The following is a 16,584-nucleotide window of genomic DNA, read 5'->3' as shown; positions in this document are numbered from 1 at the left end:
CCCCTCGGTCCTTGCTCTAGCTCCAGCAAGGCCGGTTGCCCCGTATTATTGGGAAGCGGAAAAAGAGCGGTTGGCCATGGCGCAACAGTGGTTCATCCAGCGCCGTAGCGGTGTGAAAGACGGCCCGTTCAGCCCACGTGAGCTGAAAAACCTGGCTCACCGGGGTGAACTCAGCCCTGAGGACCTTGTCTGGAACGAGGAACTTGATCGCTGGGTTCCTGCCGGGAGAATTAGCGGCCTTTTTGAGAACACCTCCGGTAATACCGGTGAATTGGTCCTGTCGGACGATCAAAGCAATCCCGAGCAAGTTGCCGTCCCTTCAGGAGCTCAGGAACTCGCCACCCAGGGCACTCCCCCGCCTGACCAGTCGGAAGTCCACCTTGAGAACACAGGCGCGGGCTCGGGCTGGGAATCTGGACGCGTCGGACCGCGGCTTCGCTTGGGCCGACCCTCTCGACGGCGTCCAACCTTTGAAGGCTCGCCCACCACTTTCGCGCGATCTCGGGAGACCCTGGGCCGCCACGTCCTGGATCGCTGGCTGGCTTTTCTCCGAACACGATTTGGCAGCGAATTCCTTCAGGCCAGCCAGCAACTTTTTCTGCTCTGTGGGCGGTATGGACTCCTTACTGCCGTGGCCCTTATCCTCACCGACAATCTGTTTGTTTCACAAGTGAGAAATGCGAGCGGTCTCCTTTGGACCCTGAGCATCTGTTTCTTTCTTTTCGTGGGCCACTATCTGTCCGCCCGAGTGATTTTCGTTCTGGATCGCTGGGAACTGCGAACCCGAGCTCAACTGGCCTCGTCCGTGGTCCCCGACGGCATGTCGCTTTTGAGTATGCTCATCGCTGTGGTGAGTATTGTTATGGGGACCGTGTACGCTCTGTCAACTGGATTTGTCGATCTCATTTTTTATGCGGTGGCACTTTCTATTTGGGGTCTGTTCACATCGATTCAATTTCTTGATCTGGACGACCTTCAAATTGCGATCAATCCTGATCTCTCGCCGATGGAGGAACTGATTGGGCTGCTCTATCTGGCCGGTAAAATGGTGGCTCGTCTCTGCCCGGTCATTTTTGGAGTGCTGGTGCTCCTGGGCAATCTCCATCTCGCTTTAGGATTACTCTTTACCGTGACCGGAAGTCCCACCGGGGAACTGAATAACCCGGGAAGCGATCTCATTCCTCACGAGCTTGCTGCCATCTCCGCAGGACCGGCCGTTGCAGGCTGGGGATTGGGGCAAAGCGGCCTGGTGATGGTAGTGGCTGCATCCCTCTGGCCAGCAGTGAGCTATCTCCTGTACCTGTTTGGGCAGCTCATCATTGCGTGTTTAGCCGCACTGCTCGTTTTACTTCATGTGGAAAACCGGAATCTGCCCCATAGCAGTGAGCTAAGCAAAAGAGAATTCACCGACGGGTGAAACTCCACTCCCTCGAAAGCCCGTCCACCAGCCCACCTTAGAATATCCGGTATTACCGAGTTCCCTTACCGGAGCGCTGAGGCCCGGGCGGAGCCTGCTCCTGGCCGGCATCACCGCGGGAGGCCCTTTCGCGTTCTTCCATTTCCTTAAGTGTTACCCCGCTTGCGAGAGAACGTCGGGGATCTTTCTTGCTCTCTCCCGGAGAAGGTGGAATGATCTGTTTGATCACGATGTCGTCGAATTCCACCGTCCCTTCGCCCAGATAGGCATACAGCATGACACGCCCCCAGGTTGGCGTGTACTGGGTGTGTCTTGGGGTGAAATCTTCCGTATGGATGTTCCAGGTATTGAGCGGCCCTTTCAGGTTTTGCTGACTGCGGTAGCATTCCCGCATCTGGCTCCAATCTGGATAAGTAGTTCGCGTCTCCGTTCTGGAATTTGCTCTGCTGGTTGCGGAGGAAGCACCTGGTCCTGCCGCTCTGTTGCGGCTTCCAGTTCCAGGCGATTCTGTCCGATACTCACTGGGCATCTCTGCGTAACATTTGATGAAGACTTTGACCGCCGGTCCGTTGCTTCGCCAGCGACATTGAAAACGATATGTCGCTCCTTCCTGCACCTGGAACGGCAGGCTGTAGTACATCACCCCGGTGGTGTCCCCCACACTTCGATCAAAGCTGAAACGAATAACGTGGTTGCGCGGATTTCCGGGTTCGGGAACCCAGGCAACAAGCCGTCCCAGCGGTTCACGATCCTGACCCGCACGATCTTCCCACCCCACCGGAACACCGTTCACCGCCCGTTCAAAATCGCCTCCGACAATCAGGTTCGGGTTTTTCTTCCAGTTTTCTTCTGCAATGGGATCGGGCGGGGGCGGACTGCCTGGTTGCCGGCCGTAGAGCGCATCAAGCAGTTGCTGGACATAGAGATGGGGAATCTCGCTCACGGAATTCGTGCGAGCGGACTTTTCATAGATGACAATGGGAGTTGGCGTCGAAAAATCAACGCACTTGATCACAAGATCGTAAACATCGGTGCTGTGCCCGGGAACCCGCTCCACGCTTCCCCATATGGCGATGTCGGCATCGAAGCCACTTTTCACAATATCCCGCACCTTCTCCAGGGGTGTCTCGGGACCGACCTTGATACCGTTCATCTCGCAAAAATCGCGGACGTCAGCCATCGAATCCGGAATCAGAAAGCCCCCTTCCCGGTGAAGCTTCTGCCAAATCATCTCGCCGACCATTTGACCATAACGACCATTGTCAAATCGCGATTCGAAGTCAAAAGGAATAACAACTTTCTGACCGCTCTGGCCAAAGCTCGGCCCAGCGAGCAAAATCCCCCCACAGGTGGCTAAGAGACCTAGTAGCGGCCAAAATTGATGTTTTCTCTTCATGGCAATCACTGCGCGCTCGATTTCAAGGATTGGATTTGCCACCGCTGATCAGCTGCCGGTAATACCCACGGACAATATCTTCCCAGCCCGGAGGCGCCGGTTCCTGAACACTGCCGAGGATCTCTTTCTGGATATCCTTGGGGATATTCACCGTCGTATCCTCCTTGACTTTAAATTCCCCGCCCACGTATTCCTTCTGCCGCTGGAGTCCTTGCAGAACCACTTCACGCTTTCGCAGGGCGTTTTGATAGCGTCCTGCCTGAAGATCGCGTTCGATCTCCCGCATCAGCTCGATCAACTGTTCCATATCAGTATGATGATAATTAAGGATCTGCATCTGCGCGCTGATGGACTCTGCTTTATTGCGGAGTTCGGCCTGCTTGCCCGCCAGACGCTGGAGTTCGCGCGGCCCATGAGGTGGCGGTGTTGGCCCCTCCAGTCCCTGCCCGCCCTGGCCGCTCTCTTTCCCACCACCTGTGGCCCCACCGGTGGGATCTTTACTGAAGTCCTTAATTTGTCCTTTCATGTAGGGATCGGGTGTGAGCCGACTGGGCGTTTTTCGTCCTCCCTTGCCCACCGCCTCGTCGCTCACAAACTCGCCGCTGGATTTTCCACTGCGACCTTCGCCCGACCGCCCACCAATCTCGCTCGCATTGGGCAGGCGATTTCCTGTCACGCCCTTGGCGCTCATATTGGAGATTGGGCCGTCGGCAGCATCCCACCCTGCTCCCTTGTCCAGCGAATCCGCCGCACTGGACGAGACATCTTCCATTTCGTCGAACAGGTCCTCTTCCTGCTCCATGAGTTCACCAATGAGGTCTTCCAGTTGACCCGGCAGGTCCGCCATCGGGGCTTCCTTGTCTTTGTCGCTGAGCGATTCTTCTTGGCTCCACCGTTCGCGGTCGGGAGTGTCCGGCAACCATTTTTCCAGATTACTCGTCAGCTCCTTGGCCATTTCGTACCCCAGTTGCTCAAGTGGCACAGCGATATCCACCGAGCGCTTGAGAAGAGCATCTTCCGCCATTTTCAGCTCGGTCTGGATCTCGTTCAGTTCCTGGCAGAGTGAAGAATTGGCAAAATCCTGTTCCGGGAGTTTGCTCAGGTCGCTGTGCGCTTCCTTCATAAAGCGCGACCAGTCGTCCTCCAAGGCAGCCAGCTCTTTGAGCTTTTGTTCTTCCTTTTCTGTAAAATCCTCAACGGGTGTCTTGGCCAGTTCTTCCGAGGCTTCAATGATCTTCTTTTGCTGTTCAAGGAATTCCTGTAATTTGCTCTGGATTTCTTCGAGCTTCTTCTTGACATCGTCGGGCAGGTCTCCGCCCGGCCGCTTCTGAGCTTCTGCCAAAAGCTCCGTTTGGGCCCTTCTGGCCACATCGAGAATTTTTCGCAAGGTCTCGATGATTCGATCCTGAATTTGCAGCAGTTCTTGACTTTCCTCGCCAAAGGTCGCTTTGTCCGCAAGTCGGGCCAGTCGGTCGCATTGCTGCACCGCCTGGAGCATCTCGTTGACCGCAAGGCTGTTGAGAATCCGCTTGATTGTCCGCCGATCCTCACTATCCGTGTCTTTTATTCCCGCCACGACATCGTTTGTCGCTCCCTGAATGTGAACCTGGCGGCCGCGAACGTTTCGCAAGCCCGTTTCGAGCACCGCGGGGTTCTGTTTTGCCGCGTCGCGCAACGTGACAAGCTCGGTTTTTGCTCGAATCTGCTCTTCCAAAATGCGGAAGATCGCGGCGCGGAGGTTTTCCAGTTCTTTCGTTTCTGCAGCGACCTTTGCATCGGGGGAAATGATCTCAACAAAATGCCACGCGGATGTCGCCTGCTGCGGACGCAGGTCAAGCCCGTATTTCGCGAAGTTACGCTTGTCCCATGCGATGGCGCGAAGGGCCACCTTCTGCCCTGGGGAAAACCGCGCAGGATCGAGAACCAGCTCGTAGTCCAAAAATGGGCTGCTGGGACTCTCCCACTCGTGAAGTCGTACCGCAGTCTGCTCTGGGTTGTCGGCAGAACCACCCGCGCCGGAATAACCATTCTGTTCCCGATTCGCTTCCGTATCGCTCGCCGAATCCCCGACCGGGGTATTCTCCTGGACAATTTTCATTTCCAGACGAGCCCGACCAACACCATAATCATCGGCAATTCGAATTTTCACGGGGATGCGATCTCCCAAAGCCGCGGTAGACTGTCGCCCTGGCTTGACAATTTCCACCGTGGGAGGTTGATCCGGAATGACCGTCACCCGGTTGACGCGTGGGTTCGGATCGACCTGGCCGGCCTGGTTCTTGAGGCGCACCACAAACTGCCCATCTCGAATTAGTGGAATTTTTACGGTGAAAGTGCGTCCATCGGATGCCACATTGCCGACGATCGGCTTTCCATCGAGCACAACTTCCCCAGCGGAGATAGGCGCAGACGCGAAAATCTTCAAAGTGGCCTCGCTGTACTGCGGGCCCCGCAAGTCAGGCACCCGTTGCCTGAACGTTTCGCTGGGGCGGCCCAGGTAAGCAGGATAATCCAGCGTGACCTCCACCTCCGTGATCGCCGGAATTTGCGTGACGCCCAACCGGTAAATCGCGGACTGGCTGTCCCCTATCTCCACCCGATACTTTACCGGTTTGAGCACCGTCGGCACCGTGAACGTGTACTCCGAGAGGTCCTTGCTGGGCGTCATCGGAAAGCGTTCCTCGGGCTTTCCCTCCTCAGCCACAAATAAGTACGCGTCGTACGTTTTTTTCTCCGGCAATTCCACTCGGGCTGTTATGGTCACACTCGAGCCTATGAGCACCTCCGTGTTGCCGGGCTCCACCGACAGGATTTTGACCCTGCCCACACTGGGGACGAACTGCCAAGGCTGCATCAAGCGAGAGGCTGCAGAACTCCAATTGGGCAGGAGCATTCCGAACAAAACGCTTATCAAGATGAGCGTAACAAGGATGCCGCTCCATTCCAGCAAATCTCGAGACGTGTGCATTGCAAACCGGAAGCGCTCCCAACGCGACTGTTTTTCAGCGGCCTCCTCAAAGCGAATCCGCGCCGCCTGGGCCGCCGCGTGGTTCACGGCCGCCAGGCAGAACGCCGGATTGGCCTGCCGGGGATCGTTGAGCAGTTGCAGGAGATTGATCAGAGCACTCTGCAACTCAGGGAACTCGGCCTCGATGCGACGGGCAGTGGCTTCCAGGCTCCGCTGGCCGCGGATCACCCGCCGCACGATCCAAACCAGAATTGAAAGGGTGAAGGCAAGCCAAATAAGAAACGCTCCCGCCAAAACAACCCGGGAAAACTGGAAAAGAGCGTCCGCGAGCATGAACAAGAGGAAGACACTCAACGAGAGCGACGCCCCCATCACGCAACTGGTGAGAAGCGTGTAAAACCACCATCGCTGTCGCGTGGCGTCGAGCCGCCGAATTACACCTTCCGCAGCCGGAGACATCATGGCCGCACCTCTCCTCTGTTCACCCGACGTATTTTCTCAGGCCTCTCCCTTCCCTTTTCATTGTTACCCACCCACAGGGGGAGAGTCAATTCAACTCAGTGCCGAACCATCTTCACGTTCGTGGAAATTATGAGATGCCGCGGCGTAAGGTGTCGCAGGGGCAATTCATGAATGGCCCCTCACAGGGAACCGTTTTCGTCGTTGCGGCAAACACCGGCAGCGCCAAGTAGTGAAGGCTAAAGCCTTCACCGAAAAGCGGCGATAAATCGCCGCACTCCATATGGAGTGCGGGGCTTTAGCCCCGCTTTCTGCGCGGGACTTCAGTCCCCGGTGAAAGGCAATGGATGATCGAATCTTAAACGGCGGACGCGACAAGCACGTCCCTCCGATAAAAAATGGACCCGACAAGCGAGTCCCGCCGTAAGAGGTCCCGCCGGACTGAATCGCACCCTTCTCAAAACGTTGCCGAGATTCACACGCCTTTCCCCACGCGGAGATAAACTGGGGATGCGTCAGGCTCGAACCATATAGCCACGGATGGCGGGCGATGCTACGCTATAAGCTTGATAGGTCTGTGAGTGCCAATCTTTCTGGGCCCCATTGAGGAGGAGTGCATTTATGACAAAACGGTCGCGATTTTCGACTCTCACCGCACTCATAGCAATCTGTTTTTTTGCTGTGATCGCCCGATGCGCCAAAGCTGAAGGACCTCAAAAAATCCTTCTTTGGCCGGAAGGCGCTCCCCTGGCGAAAGGCGACCGACCGGAAGACAAACCGGGACTGATCGTTTATCTTCCCCCTGCCGAAAAGGCCGTGGGGACCGGCGTGGTCGTATGTCCAGGTGGGGGGTACGGGGCGCTGGCGATGGACCACGAAGGCGATCAAATCGCCCAGTGGTTCAACAGCTTTGGCGTGGCCGCCTTTATACTCGACTATCGCCACCGCAACAAAGGATACATGCACCCAGCGCCGATGCTGGATGTCCAGCGGGCAATCCGGCTGGTCCGGGCACGGGCCGAGGAATTTGGGGTCAAAACTGACCGGATCGGCGTCATGGGATTTTCTGCGGGCGGACACTTGGCATCCACGGCGGCCACTCATTTCGACGCGGGTCAGCCGGATGCCCCTGATCCCATCGACCGAGTGAGTTGTCGACCGGATTTCGCGATTCTGTGTTACGCCGTGATCGCTTTTGATGAACCGTTTACCCATCGGGGGTCAATGCGGAATCTCCTGGGCGATAATCCCGACCCCGAACTGGTAAAAAGCCTTTCCAACGAAAAACAGGTCACCCCGCAGACGCCGCCGACTTTCCTTTTCCACACCAACGAGGACACGGGGGTTCCTCCGGAAAACAGCGTCATGTTTTACCTCGCACTGCGAAAGGCAGGCGTCCCGGCAGAGTTGCATATTTTCGAGAAAGGTCGGCACGGCCTCGGCCTGGCCGCGGGCGTTCCTGGGACTGAACTTTGGCCGGAGTGTCTTAAGGCCTGGCTGAAAGTCCGCGGACTGCTGGACCGTTCGTAGCACAAGGAATAGCCCGCCACCGAGCGCGGATCGAGAGCGAAGAATTGAGTCGGATGGAAGGGCCAAAGCGATGGGCCAATCCCTAATTCTGGGACTGGGGGAACTTCTGTGGGATTGCTTTCCCGATGAGGAGCGCCCCGGTGGCGCTCCCGCCAATTTCGCTTACCACGCCGCACAACTGGGTTACCAGGGAGGCGTTCTTTCCCGCGTTGGGGCGGACGAACGCGGTACAAAACTGATCCACTGGCTCACTCAGAAAGGCGTGAGAACGGATTGGATTCAGCGCGATCCCGACCATCCCACAGGCACGGTGACTGTCGATGTGTCCCAGCCCGACCATCCCCAATTTATCATCCACCAAAACGTCGCCTGGGATTTTATGGAAGTAACTCCCCAATGGCGAGGTGCCGTACAGTCGGCGGTTGCTGTCTGCTTCGGGACGCTCGCGCAGCGGAGCCCTCGCTCCCGAGAAACCGTCCAGACACTTCTTGCGGGAGAAAAATCAAAGCGGCTCGTCGTTTATGACATTAATTTGCGCCAGAGTTTTTATAGTCGGGAAATCGTTGAGGAGTCCCTTCGACTGGCCAACCTCGTCAAGTTCAATGACGAAGAAGCCCGCGTCCTCCACCAATTACTGGGACTTTCTGGAGCGACAGAACTGGCGTGGTGCCATTATCTTTTGGAGCATTACAGCCTGGAGGGAGTGTGCGTGACGCGGGGTGCCCGGGGATGCTTGATCGTAGATCAAACAGGCTGGGCCGAAGCACCTGGCATCCAGGTTTCGGTGGCGGACACCGTCGGCGCCGGAGATGCATTCACGGCGGCATGGATCGCGTCGCGGCTTGCGGGATGGAATGTGACGAAGCAGGCCGACTTCGCCAACAGAGTTGGGGCACTTGTCGCCTCGCTTCCGGGGGCTATGCCCCCCGTTGCTGAAAAATACGGGGAATTGCTGCGACAGTTCGGCCAAAAGTGATCGTTTGCGGGGAAGGCACGTCGTTGCCGATCCTTATTGATGACTGAACGGGTTGTGCGCGGTCACGTGCAGCCAAATGGACTGGGGAAATTGGACAACATACTGGGTGCTGTCGGAATGGGCGATCCGCCTTGTGATGCTCCCGGTCATCGTTCTGCGGAAAGAGCGCCCTTCCACCTGCCTGGCGTGGTTAACTCTCGTGTTCTTCGCCCCATGGTTGGGAGTGATTCTTTATCTGGTCTTGGGAGAAACGCGATTAGGCCGGAAACGGTTGCGATTGCGGAAAAGCCAGTGGCAGAGCCTGGAGAGTCTCAACGCCCCCCGCGTGGGGTCAAGGCTTGTCGGCCCAGAAAATTCCTCATTACTTTCTGTGGAGCCCCCTGACGAAGATGAGGACGCGCAAGGAGAGTTTGCCGAAGCGGAGGATTCTCAAGCTGTTTTTCATCAGCGACTCAGCCGGCGGGGGGAGGAGTTACTCCCCGGGCCGCTCCGATCTTTGGCCAATCTTGCCGCCCAGCTCACGGGTTTTCCTCCCACCCCCGATCACGAGATTTCGTACCTTTCCGACTCACTTCTGACAATCGACAGGCTGGTCGCGGAGATCGATTCGGCGACAGATCACGTCCACCTCCTTTACTACATCTTTCGGGATGATGTGGTGGGCCGGCGCGTGGTGGAGGCGCTGACCCGGGCACGACAGCGTGGCGTGGCCTGCCGTGTTCTGGTGGACGCGGTGGGCTCCCGGCATATGTTACGAACACTGGCCCCTGCCATGCGACGCGTTGGCATCGATGTGCGGGCAGCACTTCCCGTGCGGATCTATCGCATACCCTTTTCTCGCATTGATCTTCGCAACCACCGGAAGATTGCCATCGTGGACGGGCGGGTGGCGTATGTGGGCTCGCAAAACATTGTGGAACCGCGCTACGGCCACCGAAAAGCAGGGCCATGGTACGATGTGACCGCGCGAATTGTTGGCCCCGCTGTCCACCATCTGCAACTTTTGTTTCTGGAAGACTGGTTCTACGAGTCTGGTGAGTGGCTGGACGAGCCCCGCTTTTTTCCACCGATCAGCGGCGGAGGAAACACAATTCTGCAGATACTTCCCAGCGGTCCAGACCTTCCCACGGAACGCTTTCAGGACCTTCTCGTGAAGGCGATCTTTCTCGCTGAGCGAGAAATCATTCTGACTTCACCCTACTTTGTACCGGATGAACCTCTTTCACTCGCCCTCCGCCTGGCGGCTTTGCGGGGCGTAAACGTGCAGCTCGTACTACCCCGGCGATCGGATCACCCCATCGTCGATGCAGCGGGCGAATTTCACTGGCGGCGGCTCCGCGAATATGGAGTACAAGTCTATTTCTTTCCGGACGGCCTTCTGCATGCAAAAACGCTTACCATCGACAACCAAGTCGCCCTGTTCGGATCGGCCAATTACGATATCCGGTCGTTCCACCTCAATTTCGAGGTGAACCTACTCATTTACACACCCCAAGCGGTCGAGGAGCTTCGTGAGCTGCAAAAACGGTATGTCGAGAGATCGACACAATCCCCGCCGGGAGAGTCAGTGCCGCCTAATTGGGCGCGGAATCTCGCGATTCATTTGGCAAAGTTGCTCAGTCCCCTGCTCTAACAGTCTGGAAAGAAACCGCATCAGGATGTTGCGAGTCAAGGCAGTGCACGGATTCTACACGGTGCCGGGAGCGTCTTGAGAGATCAACGAAACGTAGGGAAACAACACCAGAAAAGCGCAAAAAAAATTTGGTAGCGTGAGGTTCACAGCCCTTTGGGCGACGGTCAACCGCTCCATGTCCCCCGAGCAGAGCTCGAGGTGGCTGAAATCCTTAGAAAGGAGGTGATCCAGCCGCAGGTTCCCCTACGGCTACCTTGTTACGACTTAGTCCCAATCGCGGAGTCCATCTTCGGCGCCTGCCTCCCTTTCGGGTTAGCCCGGCGACTTCGGATGTCCCCCACTTTCGTGGCTTGACGGGCGGTGTGTACAAGGCTCAGGAACACATTCACCGCGGCATGCTGATCCGCGATTACTAGCGATTCCGGCTTCATGCAGGCGGGTTGCAGCCTGCAATCTGAACTGGGGCGCGCTTTTTGGGATTTGCTCCCCCTCGCGGGTTTGCTTCCCTTTGTACGCGCCATTGTAGGACGTGTGCAGCCCCGGTCATAAGGGCCATGAGGACTTGACGTCATCCCCACCTTCCTCCGGTTTAACACCGGCAGTCTCGCTAGAGTGCCCGGCATGACCCGCTGGCAACTAGCGACAGGGGTTTCGCTCGTTAAGGGACTTAACCCGACATCTCACGACACGAGCTGACGACAGCCATGCAGCACCTGTGCACGTTCCACCTCAGAGAGGCGTGGCCCCGCTTTCACGGGGTTAATCCGTGCATGTCAAGACCGGGATAAGGTTTTTCGCGTAGCCTCGAATTAAGCCACATCCTCCACCGCTTGTGTGAGCCCCCGTCAATTCCTTTGAGTTTCAGCCTTGCGACCATACTCCCCAGGCGGAGCACTTAACGGTTTCCCTACGACCAAGAAACCATGGAGAGTTCCTCGGTCTAGTGCTCATCGTTTAGGGCTAGGACTACCGGGGTATCTAATCCCGTTCGCTCCCCTAGCTTTCGTGCCTCAGCGTCAGGAGAGACCCAGTGAGCCGCTTTCGCCTCCGGTGTTCCTTGCGATATCAACGCATTTCACCGCTCCACCGCAAGTTCCGCTCACCTCTATCTCCCTCGAGCCCCGCAGTATCGAGCGCAATTCCTCGGTTGAGCCGAGGGATTTCACACCCGACTTGCAAGGCCGCCTACGCACCCTTTAAGCCCAGTAATTCCGAGTAACGTTCGGACGGTCCGTCTTACCGCGGCTGCTGGCACGGACTTAGCCCGTCCTTCCTCTGGGGATAGGTCAAGCCGGCCCTGAGGACCGACATTTCCTCCCCCCTGACAGCGGTTTACAACCAAACGGCCTTCGTCCCGCACGCGGCGTCGCTCGGTCAGGCTTGCGCCCATTGCCGAAGATTCTCGACTGCAGCCACCCGTAGGTGTCTGGGCAGTGTCTCAGTCCCAGTGAGCGGGGACATGCTCTCACACCCCGTACCCGTCGTAGCCTTGGTGAGCCGTTACCCCACCAACTAGCTGATAGGACATGGGCCCCTCCTCGGGCGGACTCGCACCTTTGGTCGCAAACCCGAAGGCTTGCGACGTTATCTGGTATTACCCGCAGTTTCCCGCGGCTATCCCAGTCCCGAGGGCAGGTTACCCATGCATTACTCTCCCTTTCGCCGCTCGAGCACCCTTGCGGGCCTCGTCGCACGACTTGCATGCCTAATCCACGCCGCCAACGTTCACTCTGAGCCAGGATCAAACCCTTCACTTGATTGTTCGCTTAGTCCTCCCGCGTTGACCGCGTTCGGACATGGCTAGCAATAAGGAAAGGCTTGATCACTTGCTGCTCCAGGTCGCCCAGAGCAGCTCTGAAAGCTTTCGGCTGAACCGTCGCTTTCAGGGGCTGTGAACCTCACGCTACCGAATTGTCAAAGATCGCGTTTGCTTCGCCCTCCGCATTCTCGCGTCGGGCATCTTTCATTTTACCCCTCGACAATCTATCGTCAACCGGGGTGTTGATCTTTCATTTCTCCTCGCCCCCTCGATCGTTCTATTCAATCTTAACCCTTACTCGTGACCTGATCAAGGGGGGTTCGGCCCCAACCCTTTGGCGGTGTCGCTCTGTTTTGGTCAGGGCATTTGTTATTCTTATCCGACACCGCTTTGTCTGGCAAGCCCCCACGTCACCCGGCTCCCAAAATTTTTCACCCCGCACCTTTTTGGGAGCTCCTAGGGGTTCCATGCGCATCATAGAATATGGGGTGTCAGCCCGAATCAGTCAAGGGAGCCCCCAACCCCGAAAAACTGGCAACACCAGGCTGGAGGCCAACACCATGCCGTTCCGCTGCTCCAGGACTGATCGTTTGTTGGATCTTGCCCGCTTGCAAGCGGTTTGGCTTCGGCTATTCGCCGCTTCCTGGGCGCTTCTAGCCTCCAGAGGTTTCGCCCAGAACGTCGCATCCTCACAGGCCCAAACGACCCTCTCTGTGCAGGGATCCCGCATGTCGGAAGGATTTTTCGAGTATTCCGGCACAAGCTGGACCCTTATCGGCCCAAGAGGTTTCGTTCGCTTCGGATCGCCCTCGCCTGTTGTCAGTCCACTTGTTTCCTTCGGCGATCCAGGTGCCGGGCTCGGCATGGGATTTAGAGGCGGGGGTGTCCACGGGCAGTTTTTCGGGCAATGGAGCCAAGGATATCGACGATCTTTCGTGGCCCAGTCCATGCAGATCACGCTGCCGAACGGTTCCTGGGGGACTGTGGGAGATCAGGCTTATACCCCGTTCGTGATCGGTTTCGTTCCCGTGGTCGGTGATTGTTCACGATGCCCCGCGCTAAGCCCGGGATTACCGATTCTGGCCGATCCATCTCTTCCCCTGGCAACTCCCGGAATGTTCGCCAAGCCGGTCAGAACCTCTGAAAAAAACGCAGCGATGGCCAAATTCCTGCAAAACCCAAACCGGGATCAAGACGAGGCACCTACCCAACCGGGCTTGCCGAACGAAACATCCCCCCTACAAGATAAGAACGCGCTGGTTCTGTCCGGAAATGCCCCAGGACACGCAAGCGCTGAGGCTTCTCGCGGGGTGGTTTCCACGTTCGCAGAACGGGTCGTGTACGGGGTGGATGAGGCCCGCTGGCGGCGTGAGCAGGAACTGGCCCGCGAAAACGAGATTGCCCGGTCGTACCTCAGCCGGGCCGAAACGGCCCTGCAAAGCGGGAAGGTCGAGGTTGCCAAGACATATTTGAGGCTTGCCGTCGAGCATGCCTCGGGAACGCTTCGGGAAGAAGCCGCACGTAAGCTCCAGACGCTGGAACAAACCGGCAAGCAGTGACGGTGGCAAGGCGGCTCCTCCGAGAGGGCAAGAGATTTGCTGTGCGACGGCGGCGCGACCCGGCAAGTCTTTTACCCGGGAAAACTCCGTGATATCGCCGAACTAACCGTTCGATCATGTTGTCAGCGCCACCGCAGAAATTACCAGTCACCAGCCGTGGTCAATCGTCCCGAACAGAGCGAACAGGTCTTTATCGAGCGCATCCGGGCAAAAGACCCGGCAGCGTGGGAACAACTCATCACCATATATGAGGGGCGACTGCTGGCATTTCTCGAGCCTCGCGTGGAAGACCGCGCGACAGCCGAAGATTTGGTCCAAGAGACATTCACCGGGTTTCTCAGGAGTCTGCCCCACTTTGATGATTCACGCTCCCTGGAGAAATGGTTGTTCGCCATTGCGGCGAACAAACTCAGAGACCATCTGCGACGGGACCGGCGCGTCCAATCGATCGAGGCCGGCAATGAAGGATACGAATTTTCACAGATCCCTGTAGCGGCCAGAGCTCGCGGACCCAGTACCATCCTGGACAGCCGGGAACGCCGCACCAAGAGGGAAGCCCTTCTGGTCAGCATGCTGTCCGAAGAACTGGAGCGACTTCGCAAAGATAACGAGTGGAAAAGGCTTGCGTGTTTGGAACTTCTGTTTGTGGGAGGATTTCGCAACAAAGAGGCGGCTGAAATCCTGGGCATCTCGGAACAACAGGTGGCCAACTGGAAACACGATTTTCAATCCCGGCTCAAGCGACACCTCGAAGCGGCGAGAGAAGACGGAGTGACGTTCTGAGGATGTCCATTCGCGAGGTATTACATGAATTGTTGAAGGTTTTCAGCTATCAACGTTCATCACGAAACCTCGTTGAGCACAGTTGACCGGAGTGCGCCATGGGCAGCCAAAAAGCAGAAATTCGCTTGGAAGAACTCGAGGCATTTCTCGACGAAGCGCTGCCCGCCACTCGCATGCGGGAAATCGAAGAGGCAATTCGCCAGGACAGGAATCTCGCTGAACAACTGCGTTTGATCATTCAGCGGCGGGACTCCGGGGCAGTCTCAATCGCCGAAGTTTGGCGTCGCCACCGCTTGAGTTGCCCCACCCGCGAGACGCTGGGGGCGTACCTGCTTGATACCTTGCCGACGGAGGAAGCGCGATTTGTACGCGTCCACCTGGAGCGGGTCGGCTGCCGCTACTGTTTGGCCAACTTGGCAGATCTTCAGTCGCGCATGGAGGCGTCGCAGGAGCAGAAAGAGGCAGCGCAACGCCGTTGCCTGCGGTATTTTCGTTCCAGCCTTCATCATCTCACCCATTCTGGAGATCCATGAGCCATAATTAAGAGACGGCATCGAGGCAAAGGTTCATCGTCTTTTTGTCTTTCCCCGAGCGCAAATGGCTCCATGGTTCCTCCAGAAACATCCCCGGAATGGTTGACGCCTTTGTTCCTGGCCGGCAAGGAAGCAGACGTGACCGCGCTCTTTGGCCGGTTGGGGATGGCTGCCCTTTTGGGTTTTTTGGTGGGCATGCAACGGGAACACACTGAGGGGGGCATGCCTGGCCTGCGGACCTTTCCCCTCATCACATTGTGTGGAAGCGTCTTTGCCCTGCTGGGGCTCTCCTTTGGCGGCTGGCTGCCCGCCGCGGCCTTATTGTGCCTGGTTGGTCTGCTTTTCTTTCCCCATTGGTTGAGGATTCGCCGAGCCGATCCCGACCCCGGCCTGACGACCAGTGTGGCCGTCATCCTGATGTACGGCGTGGGTGCTCTTCTGGTCCTCACCCGCATCGAAATTGGCGTCGTCCTCGGAGGTGCCGTGGCGGTGCTGCTCCAGTTCAAACCGGAGATCCACCATTTTGCCGAACGGCTGGGGGACGAGGATCTGCGGGCAATCATGCAGTTCGTTTTGATTACCTGTATCATCCTTCCCGTTCTACCTACCCAGCCCATTGACCCCCTCAATGTGGTGAGCCTCTTCAACGTGTGGTTGATGGTGGTTCTGATCGTGGGCATCAGTTTGGGTGGGTACATCGCGTACAAGTTCTTCGGGGCACGGGCAGGGATTTATCTGGCGGGCATTTTGGGAGGAGCCGTCTCCAGTACGGCCACCACGATCAGCGCGGCCAGGCAGGCCCGCAGTGACACCACCCAACAGAACGCCGCGGCAGTGGTCATTCTTCTTGCGTCCACGGTCATGATTGGCCGGATTTTTGTGGAAATAGCCGTGGTCAATCCCGCAATGTTGGAGACGTCGCTGATACCTCTGACCATTTTGGCTGTTGCGACATATCTGCCGGCACGTTTCCTGCGTTTACCGCAGGATCGCGACGGAACTACCCTGATTGCCGAGCATCAAAACCCGACGCAACTTCGCTCGGCCATCTATTTCGCCGTGCTGTACGCCCTCGTTTTGTACCTCATCGCCTGGCTTAAGAACAACGTGGGAGAGTCCGGATTGTATCCGCTGGCCATCCTTTCGGGACTTCACGACATGGATGCGATCACCATTTCTGTCAGCCGGATGGCGACCGGCGACCAAGAACTGGCACAACATGGATGGCGGTATATAACGGCCGGAGCGCTGGCCAACATGGGCACAAAGACTGTGTTGGCAGGAGTGATGGGCAATCCACGACTGGGGATTCGGGTGGCCCTTGCTTTCCTACCCGGACTGATCACAGGACTGATCCTCATTGTGTTCTGGCCGTAAAATTAATGGCGAAGGCTCTGAATCCCCTGGAGGCGGCACAAAACGTCTGCTCGTGCATGTTCGAAACGCCGAGATAACCTTGATCCTGTCTTTGGCCTTCAGAGGGGTCTTTGCTTTCACCGGGAAAAAGATTCTCCTGGCTCGCCGTCGCGCCAGTCACATCCACTTGTGAACCTCAAGAAGAGGAGGGCCGT

The 16,584-nt window shown here is 57.2% G+C and carries 10 protein-coding genes and 1 rRNA gene; 8 read left to right on the top strand and 3 right to left on the bottom strand.

Annotation, left to right across the window (positions count from 1 at the left end; all coding sequences use genetic code 11):
• The first annotated feature begins 76 nt into the window (after positions 1-76).
• Positions 77-1,417, top strand: coding sequence for a DUF4339 domain-containing protein (locus THTE_RS06610; protein ID WP_095414686.1), 1,341 nt, complete (start codon positions 77-79; stop codon positions 1,415-1,417).
• A 52-nt stretch (positions 1,418-1,469) separates the two neighbouring features.
• Here the strand turns inward: THTE_RS06610 and THTE_RS06605 are convergent, their stop codons facing one another.
• Both THTE_RS06605 and THTE_RS06600 read right to left on the bottom strand, forming a co-directional pair.
• The gene (locus THTE_RS06605) at positions 1,470-2,813 is read right to left on the bottom strand and encodes a hypothetical protein (protein ID WP_157731852.1); all 1,344 of its coding nucleotides are present in this window, start codon (positions 2,811-2,813) and stop codon (positions 1,470-1,472) included.
• Between the two features lie 22 nt (positions 2,814-2,835).
• Positions 2,836-6,243, bottom strand: a complete 3,408-nt coding sequence (locus THTE_RS06600) for a DUF4175 family protein (RefSeq protein ID WP_095414684.1) — start codon at positions 6,241-6,243, stop codon at positions 2,836-2,838.
• A 618-nt stretch (positions 6,244-6,861) separates the two neighbouring features.
• On the opposite strand from THTE_RS06600, the gene THTE_RS06595 reads away from it, so the two are divergent.
• The 3 genes from THTE_RS06595 (at position 6,862) to cls (ending at position 10,379) form a co-directional block, all read left to right on the top strand.
• A complete protein-coding gene (locus THTE_RS06595; protein WP_095414683.1) occupies positions 6,862-7,770 on the top strand; it encodes an alpha/beta hydrolase in 909 nt (302 codons plus the stop codon).
• Between the two features lie 70 nt (positions 7,771-7,840).
• On the top strand, positions 7,841-8,746 hold the full coding sequence (locus THTE_RS06590; RefSeq protein WP_095414682.1) for a carbohydrate kinase family protein: 906 nt from the start codon (positions 7,841-7,843) through the stop codon (positions 8,744-8,746).
• A gap of 76 nt (positions 8,747-8,822) precedes the next feature.
• On the top strand, positions 8,823-10,379 hold the full coding sequence (cls, locus tag THTE_RS06585; RefSeq protein WP_095414681.1) for a cardiolipin synthase: 1,557 nt from the start codon (positions 8,823-8,825) through the stop codon (positions 10,377-10,379).
• Between the two features lie 215 nt (positions 10,380-10,594).
• Here cls and THTE_RS06580 read toward each other — a convergent pair.
• Positions 10,595-12,136: ribosomal RNA gene (locus tag THTE_RS06580) — 16S ribosomal RNA — on the bottom strand.
• Positions 12,137-12,866: 730 nt separating this feature from the next.
• Here THTE_RS06580 and THTE_RS06575 point away from each other — a divergent pair.
• The 4 genes from THTE_RS06575 (at position 12,867) to THTE_RS06560 (ending at position 16,390) form a co-directional block, all read left to right on the top strand.
• Entirely contained in the window at positions 12,867-13,697 is an 831-nt protein-coding gene (locus THTE_RS06575; protein ID WP_157731850.1) for a hypothetical protein, read from the top strand.
• 36 nt (positions 13,698-13,733) lie between these two features.
• Positions 13,734-14,480 carry an RNA polymerase sigma factor gene (locus THTE_RS06570; RefSeq protein WP_095414679.1) on the top strand — a complete coding sequence of 249 codons (747 nt, stop codon included), beginning with the start codon at positions 13,734-13,736 and terminating at the stop codon, positions 14,478-14,480.
• Positions 14,481-14,578: 98 nt separating this feature from the next.
• Complete coding sequence (locus THTE_RS06565; RefSeq protein WP_095414678.1) at positions 14,579-15,013, top strand: hypothetical protein; 435 nt, start codon at positions 14,579-14,581, stop codon at positions 15,011-15,013.
• Positions 15,014-15,085: 72 nt separating this feature from the next.
• A complete protein-coding gene (locus tag THTE_RS06560; RefSeq protein ID WP_095414677.1) occupies positions 15,086-16,390 on the top strand; it encodes an MgtC/SapB family protein in 1,305 nt (434 codons plus the stop codon).
• The last annotated feature ends 194 nt before the right edge of the window (positions 16,391-16,584 follow it).

Origin of the sequence: Thermogutta terrifontis, from assembly GCF_002277955.1 — a bacterium.
In the GTDB taxonomy this organism is placed as follows: Bacteria; Planctomycetota; Planctomycetia; order Pirellulales; family Thermoguttaceae; genus Thermogutta; species Thermogutta terrifontis.
This window is presented reverse-complemented; position numbering and strand designations above follow the sequence as displayed.